This window comes from Sphingosinicella terrae (genome assembly GCF_003347635.1).
Taxonomy (GTDB): domain Bacteria; phylum Pseudomonadota; class Alphaproteobacteria; order Sphingomonadales; family Sphingomonadaceae; genus Allosphingosinicella; species Allosphingosinicella terrae.
Window position 1 is genome coordinate 1 of sequence record NZ_QDFY01000027.1, and the last position, 7560, is coordinate 7560.

Sequence of the window (7560 nt, forward strand, 5' to 3'; positions counted from 1 at the left end):
CTGATGACAAGCAGCGCCCAGCGATCTCCAATCAGTTCGAGCGCCCCTGCAATCGAGCAGCGCATACCGGCGAAGGATTTCGGCTTCATTCTCTCTCAACCCTAGCGACTTCAATCATTGAAGTATGAGCTCGGAGCGCAATGCGCAAGAGGCTTCATGTCCCATCGAGCTGGCGACGGAGTGCGACCTTAGATGCTTAAGCTCGCACCCTTGAACCTCAGCGATGGATAACTAACTAGCGCACTAGGGAATAGTGGACTAGAGATGTCAGCAGATCAACAAAGCCTCGGAACACAGCTGTCGTTCGCTCTTTACGGGGCGGCGAACCGCATGGTTCGCATGCACAAGCCTTTCCTCGAGCCGCTCGGGCTGACGTTCCCACAATATCTAGTGGTACTCGAGCTGCTGGATGGCGCCCCAGTTTCGGTGGGCTCGTTGGGTAGTCGCCTGGATATGGACACCGGCACCATAACGCCGCTCGTGAAGCGGCTGGAAGCTGCTGGCCTCGTCACCCGCAGACGCGATCCGAAGGATGAGCGCCGCGTGATCGTGGACCTTACATCGGAGGGACGCGGCATGGAGGCAGAGGTGCGGGGGATCACGAAGAAAATCAAATCAGCGTGTCGGCTTACCGACGAGGGCGTGGATGACCTGCGGCGCACGCTCGAAGCGCTGGCTCAGCCTGCAAGCGAATAGACTTTCAAAACAAGGAACTACACACATGAAGATCGGAATTCTCGGCGTTGGCCATATCGGCAAGACGCTCGCGCAAAGACTGGCTCAAGCCGGCCATAGCGTGAAAGTGGCGAACTCGCGCGGTCCTCACACCATTGAGCAGGACGTGCTCGCCTTTGGCGCCCGAGCGGTGATCACCGAAGAGGCGCTGGCTGACGCCGAAGTGGTCATCCTCTCCATTCCTCTCGGCCGCATTCCGGGCGTTGCGCCCTTGATTGCCAAGCTTCCTGAAGAAACGGTCGTAATCGATACGTCGAACTACTATCCGTTCCGCGACGGCAAGATCGAAGCAATCGAAGCTGGCCAGGTCGAAAGCCTCTGGGTCGTCGAGCAGCTCGGCCGACCGATCGCCAAGGCATGGAACGCGATCGGATCCGCTTCTCTCGCGCACAAGGCCGCGCCGGTCGGGACCGCCGACCGTATCGCCATTCCCGTAGCTGCCGATCGTGAGAAGGATCGCGAGGTTGCTCTCGCGCTCGTCAACGACAGCGGCTTCGATGGTTTCGATGCGGGATCACTTGCTGACTCGTGGCACCAGCAGCCCGGCGCTCCAGCTTACTGCACCGATCTCACACGAGAAGAGATGGGCCCGGCACTCGCAGCCGTCGAGAAGGAACGCCTGCCGAAGCGTCGCGACCTGGGTGTCGCGGTGATGCAGGAACGCCTCGGCGATGGCACCACCAACCCCGACGCCGACTGGGGCGTTCGCCCGGTCCGCGCGATCAACATGTGAAATCCGGGGCTGACCCGACGCCCGGGATGACCCCGACGGCAGCCCACGACATCTTTCTGAAGGAACAGATATGACCAAAGTAGTTCGCATTCATGAGTACGGCGACGCCAGCGTCCTGAAAATCGAGGACATCGAGGTTCCGCCTCCCGCCGCCGACGAGGTCCAGATCGCCGTACGCAGCATTGGGCTGAACCGCGCCGAGGTGATGTTTCGCAATCATGCCTACCTTCAGGAAGCCGTGTTCCCGAGCCGCCTCGGCTACGAGGCGTCCGGCGTGGTCCAGGCGGTCGGTGACGCCGTGACCGGCTTCGAACTGGGTGATGCAGTCAGCCTCATCCCGCCTGACGACATTGCCCGCTGGGGCACCTATGGTGAGGTGGCCAATGTTCCGGCCCGCAGTTTGGTCAAGCACCCGCTAAACTTGAGCTTCGAGGAGGCCGCCGCCTCCTGGATGCAGTACGTTACGGCGTGGGGCGCCCTGATCGAGCAGGCCAAGCTGACGAGCGGAGATTTCGTCATCGTCACGGCGGCGTCCAGCAGCGTGGGCCTAGCGGCCTTCCAGATCGCCCGCATGGTGGGCGCCACCGTCATCGCGACGACGCGGACCAGCGTGAAGAAGCAGGCGCTGCTGGAGGCGGGTGCCCACCATGTGGTCGCCACCCAGGAAGAGGATCTCGTGGCCCGCGTGATGGAGATAACCGGCGGCCAGGGTGCCCGCGTCGTGCTTGACCCGGTCGGCGGCCCGTCCTTCGAGCCGCTGACCCAGAGCATGGCGCGCGGCGGCATCCTGCTGGAGTACGGCGCGCTCAGCACCGAGCCGACGCCGTTCCCCCTATTCACGGTGCTCGGCAAATCGCTGACCCTGAAGGGCTATTTGTACAACGAGATCATCGCCGACGACGTTCTCCTTCAGCGCGCCAAGGACTTCATCAGCGAGGGCTTGCGCTCGGGCCAACTCAAGCCGGTGGTGTCCAGGGTCTTTAAGCTGGAGGAGATCCAGGAGGCGCACCGCTACTTGGAATCGAACGAACAGATCGGCAAGATCGTCGTCAACGTGTGAGTGGCCTAGCGTCTGACAGAGGAGACAGCCTGGATGGCGAGCCATCCAGGCTGTCCAGGCAGCGCGTCCCCTCCAGCCGGAGCGAAGGCTGGCCCTGAACGCGCTTCACGGTGGAGACTGCCTGATTCAGGTGGCCTTGCGTCCGCTATTGCTTGCTCCTGTCGCGAAAGCAGACAGGCCGCTCCAGGCCACAAGCTACCGCCAAGTCACACGGCTCGTCCGACGGTGCCGCGAGATGTCACCTTTTCCCGCGCGCTTGTTACCTATGCGTTACCTGACGCAGATTTAGGTAACAGAAAAGTGGGGGAAAACTGGCGCGCCCGGCAGGATTCGAACCTGCGACCCCAAGCTTAGAAGGCTCGTGCGCTCGCTTCTGCGTGCCGCTTCGCCCTGCGTGAGAATCGTCGAAGCGACGATGGCTGCGCCCGAGAGGGAATCCCGCCGACCCGGGCTTATGGCCGATCTCTCGGCCCTTGTCGGCGCATCGCCGGCAGGGGAGTTCGGCATGACGCCCACCAAGCTGCTGATCGGCCAGATCTTGATCGTGTTCGCGATCGTGCTACTCGGTCTCTGGGCGGCCACCCAGTGGGCGGCGGCGATGCTGGGCTATCAGCCCGAGCTGGGCCCGCCCTGGTTCCGGCTCGGCGAGCTCCCGCTCTACCGGCCCTGGGCGCTGTTTCGCTGGTGGTACCATTATGAGGCCTATGCCCCCGAGGTCTTCGACAAGGCGGGCACGCTCGCCGGGGCGAGCGGCTTTCTCGGCTGCGCCGCTGCCGTCGTGGGCTCGCTCTGGCGGGCGCGACAGGCGGGGCGCGTCACCACCTACGGCTCCGCCCGCTGGGCGACGGAAGGCGAGATCCGTCGGGCGGGGCTGTTCGGCGACGCGGGCGTCATTCTGGGATCGGTCGGCGGCGCCTATCTGCGCCACGACGGTCCCGAGCATGTCCTGGCGTTCGCGCCGACCCGCAGCGGCAAGGGCGTCGGCCTGGTCGTGCCGACCTTGTTGTCATGGACCGGCTCATCCGTCATCCACGACATCAAGGGCGAGAACTGGCAGCTGACCGCCGGCTGGCGCTCGAGATTCTCGCACTGCCTGCTGTTCGACCCCACCAGTTCCTCGTCGGCGCGCTACAATCCCCTGCTCGAGGTCCGGCGCGGCGCCGATGAGGTGCGCGACGTCCAGAACATCGCCGACATCCTGGTCGACCCGGAAGGGGCGCTCGAGCGGCGCAACCATTGGGACAAGACGAGCCACGCGCTGCTGGTCGGCGCGATCCTGCATGTGCTCTATGCCGAGGAGGAGAAGACGCTCGCCCGGGTCGCCTCCTTCCTGTCCGACCCCGGACGGAGCTTCGCCGCGACGCTGCGGGCGATGATGACCACCAACCATCTCGGCACCGACGAGGCGCCGCAGGTCCATCCGGTGGTCGCCTCGGCGGCGCGCGAGCTCCTCAACAAGTCGGACAACGAGCGCTCCGGCGTGCTGTCGACGGCGCTGTCCTTCCTCGGGCTCTACCGGGATCCGACCGTCGCGGCGGTCACCTCGGCCTGCGACTGGCGCATTGCCGATCTCGTCGAGGCCGAGCGGCCGGTGTCGCTCTATTTGGTGGTGCCGCCCTCGGACCTCTCGCGCACTAAGCCGCTCGTCCGGCTGGTGCTGAACCAGATCGGCCGGCGGCTGACCGAGCGGCTCGACGATTCAGGGCGCCGCCGCCGGCTGCTGATGATGCTCGACGAGTTCCCGGCGCTGGGCCGGCTGGACTTCTTCGAGACCGCTTTGGCCTTCATGGCCGGCTACGGCGTTCGCGTCTTCCTGATCGCCCAGTCCTTGAACCAGATCGTCAAGGCCTATGGCGAGAACAATGCGATCCTCGACAATTGCCATGTGCGGATCGCGTTCGCGTCGAACGACGAGCGCACCGCCAGGCGCATCTCCGACGCGCTCGGCACGGCGACCGAGCAGCGGGCGATGCGCAACTACGCCGGCCACCGGCTCGCGCCCTGGCTCGCCCATGTCATGGTCAGCCGGCAGGAGACCTCGCGGCCGCTGCTGACCCCGGGCGAGGTGATGCAGCTGTCGCCGGCCGAGGCGCTGGTGCTGGTGTCCGGCCTGCCGCCGGTGCGGGCGCAGAAGCTCCGTTATTACGCGGATCGCAACTTCACCGCGCGGGTGCTGCCGGCGCCGGTCCTTGCCGACGGCGGCTATGTCGATGCGCCCGCGCCGCGGCCGCACGACTGGCATGGCGCCGTTCGCTCTCCAGACGCGCGACTGGAAAGGGCGGCTGGCTGGACAAGCGAGGGCGGCCTCGAGCAGGCGCGCCGGCCCGCTCTCCCGACGCGCCGCCGCAAAGCGCCCGTGCCCGAGCAGCTCGACCTGCTGTCTGCGGCGGAGGAGGACGGCGATGCCATGCTCGCCGTGACCACAAGCGCGCCGCTGGCGCCGGTCCTCGCCGCCCATGCCGTCAATCAGGGATCGGGTCCCGGCGACGACCTGATGCCGAGCTTCTGAGGGGGCGATGACGGGCTCCGTGAGGCGTGGTCATGAGCGCCGCCGCGTCCGCTACCCCAAATTTGCGCCATCGGGAGCGTAGCCGCCAAAGGCTCACTTTCCGTCACGGCCCCTGATGTTCGAACTCGAGGATGACGGCGTCGACGGCAAGGCTTTCGCCGGGCTTGGCATTCACCTTGCGGACGGTGCCGGCTTTCTCCGCCCGAAGGATATTCTCCATCTTCATCGCCTCGACGACGGCGAGCGGCTGTCCCGCCTCGACATGCTCACCTTCACGGACATTGAGGGCCGTGAGGAGGCCCGGCATCGGGCAGATGAGGAACCTGGAGAGGTCCGGCGGCACCTTCTCGATCATGTGCCGGCTGAGGAGGGCGACATGCTCGGGCAGGACCTCGGCGACGTGGGAGGCGCCGCGCGTCGTTAGCCGCCACTTGCGGCCCTGGCGGGCGATGGCGACGGTGCGAACCCGGCCGTCGATCGAGCCGCGGAAGCGCAGCTGCCCGGGCCGCCATAGGCCGATCACGTCGTGCGCCTCGCCTTCGTCGACATAAGCGAGGCAGCCCCCTTCATAGGGGCCGAAGCGGACCCGATGCTCCGCGCCGGCGATGCGCACGACGCGCAGCTCCGGCGCCGGCACCGGGCCGCTCAGCTGGCCCGATATCGCGCAGCTGCGGCGGTCCGTCTCATAGCCTGCCAGAGCGGCGACGATGGCGAGGTCGAGGACGAGGTCGGCGTCTGCCGGCGCGCCGGCAAAGCCTTCGGGATATTCCTCGGCGATGAAGCCGGTGGTGAGCGCGCCTTCACGGAAGCGGGGATGCTGCATCAGGGCGGAGAGAAAATCGACATTGTGGCCGATGCCGTCGATCAGGAAGGCGTCGAGCGCCTCGATCTGGCGGTCGATCGCCTCCTCGCGCGTGTCGCCATAGGTGACCAGCTTGGCGATCATCGGGTCGTAGAACATCGACACCTCGCCGCCCTCGACGACGCCGTCGTCGACCCGGACCTTGTCGCTTGTCGGCGGCGGCCGATAGCGGACCAGCCGCCCGGTCGAGGGCAGGAAACCGCGATAGGGATCCTCGGCATAGACCCGGTTCTCGACCGACCAGCCGGTGAGGGTGACGTCATCCTGGCCAAATCCGAGCGGCTCGCCGGTGGCGACCCTGATCATCTGCTCGACGAGGTCGAGACCGGTCACCATCTCGGTGACCGGATGCTCGACCTGGAGCCGGGTGTTCATCTCCAGGAAGTAGAAGCTCTCGCCGGTCGGGTCCGAGCCGCTGACGATGAGCTCGACCGTGCCGGCGCTGTAATAGCCGACCGCCTTGGCGAGCGCGACCGCCTGCTCGCCCATCGCCCGGCGCATCTTCGCCGTGACGAAGGGCGAAGGGGCTTCCTCGACCACCTTCTGGTGGCGGCGCTGGACCGAGCATTCGCGTTCGCCGAGATAGACGACATGGCCATGACGGTCGCCGAGCACCTGGATCTCGATGTGGCGGGGGCTCTCGATGAACTTCTCGATGAAGACGCGGTCGTCGCCGAACGAGGCGAGACCCTCGCGCTTGGTCGCCTCGAAGCCCTCGCGGACATCCTGCTCGGACCAGGCGAGGCGCATGCCCTTGCCGCCGCCGCCCGCAGAAGCCTTCATCATCACCGGAAAGCCGATCTCCGAAGCGATCCTCACCGCCTCGTCGGTGTTCGCGATCTCGCCGAGATAGCCGGGCACGACGTTGACGCCCGCCTCCTTGGCCAGCTTCTTCGACTGGATCTTGTCGCCCATCGCGGCGATCGCTTCCGGCGGCGGGCCGATGAAGGCGATCCCCGCCTCGGCAAGGGCGCGCGCGAAGCTCTCCCGCTCGGAAAGGAAGCCGTAGCCGGGATGGACCGCATCGGCCCCCGTGGCCCGGCAGGCGTCGAGGATGAGCTCGGGGTCGAGATAGGATTCCGACGCCGGTGCCGGCCCCAGCCGGACGGTTTCGTCCGCCATCGCGACATGCGGCGCCCGCGCGTCGGCGTCGGAATAGACCGCCACCGTGGCAATGCCCATCCTGCGCGCAGTGCGAATGACCCGGCAGGCGATCTCGCCGCGATTGGCGATCAGGATCTTCTTGAACATCAGTGGTCGGCTCCGGCGGGCGGCATATTGTGTCCGAGCAGCTTCAGGACCTCGCCGGCCGCCTCGACGAGGTTGGTCCCCGGCCCGAAGATCGCCTGGACGCCTGCCTCGCGCAGCATGTCGTAATCCTGCGCCGGAATGACGCCGCCGACCACGACCTTGATGTCGGCCCTGCCCATCTCGCGCAGGTGGCCGATCAGCTCGGGCACCAGCGTCTTGTGACCGGCTGCGAGGCTCGAGGCGCCGACCATGTCGACGCCCGTGTCGATCGCCAGCTTCGCCGTTTCCTGCGGCGTCTGGAAGAGCGGTCCCGGAACCACCTCGAACCCGAGGTCGGCGAAGGCCGAGGCGACGAGGTTGGCGCCGCGATCATGGCCGTCCTGGCCCATCTTGGCGACGAGCAGCCGCGG

At 66.4% G+C, this 7560-nt stretch carries 6 protein-coding genes and 1 tRNA gene; 4 read left to right on the forward strand and 3 right to left on the reverse strand.

Features of this window, described 5'->3' with window-relative positions:
• Window positions 1–264: 264 nt before the first annotated feature.
• From DDE10_RS22925 to DDE10_RS22935, 3 genes are all read left to right on the forward strand, one after another.
• Window positions 265–696 carry a MarR family winged helix-turn-helix transcriptional regulator gene (locus DDE10_RS22925; RefSeq protein ID WP_114955139.1) on the forward strand — a complete coding sequence of 144 codons (432 nt, stop codon included), beginning with the start codon at window positions 265–267 and terminating at the stop codon, window positions 694–696.
• Between the two features lie 25 nt (window positions 697–721).
• Window positions 722–1468, forward strand: coding sequence for an NADPH-dependent F420 reductase (locus DDE10_RS22930; protein ID WP_284734842.1), 747 nt, complete (start codon window positions 722–724; stop codon window positions 1466–1468).
• Window positions 1469–1538: 70 nt separating this feature from the next.
• Window positions 1539–2528: a zinc-dependent alcohol dehydrogenase family protein gene (locus tag DDE10_RS22935; protein WP_114955141.1), complete on the forward strand. Its 990-nt coding sequence runs from the start codon at window positions 1539–1541 to the stop codon at window positions 2526–2528.
• Between the two features lie 312 nt (window positions 2529–2840).
• On the opposite strand, the gene DDE10_RS23660 is transcribed toward DDE10_RS22935, so the two are convergent.
• Window positions 2841–2912: transfer RNA gene (locus DDE10_RS23660), tRNA-Arg, on the reverse strand.
• Window positions 2913–3033: 121 nt separating this feature from the next.
• Here DDE10_RS23660 and DDE10_RS22940 point away from each other — a divergent pair.
• Window positions 3034–5037 carry a conjugal transfer protein TraG gene (locus DDE10_RS22940; protein WP_114955143.1) on the forward strand — a complete coding sequence of 668 codons (2004 nt, stop codon included), beginning with the start codon at window positions 3034–3036 and terminating at the stop codon, window positions 5035–5037.
• 103 nt (window positions 5038–5140) lie between these two features.
• On the opposite strand, the gene DDE10_RS22945 is transcribed toward DDE10_RS22940, so the two are convergent.
• On the reverse strand, window positions 5141–7150 hold the full coding sequence (locus DDE10_RS22945) for an acetyl-CoA carboxylase biotin carboxylase subunit (RefSeq protein WP_114955142.1): 2010 nt from the start codon (window positions 7148–7150) through the stop codon (window positions 5141–5143).
• A partial coding sequence (locus DDE10_RS22950; protein WP_284734843.1) for a cobalamin-dependent protein occupies window positions 7150–7560 on the reverse strand: 411 nt, incomplete at its 5' end. The genes DDE10_RS22950 and DDE10_RS22945, both read right to left, overlap by 1 nt.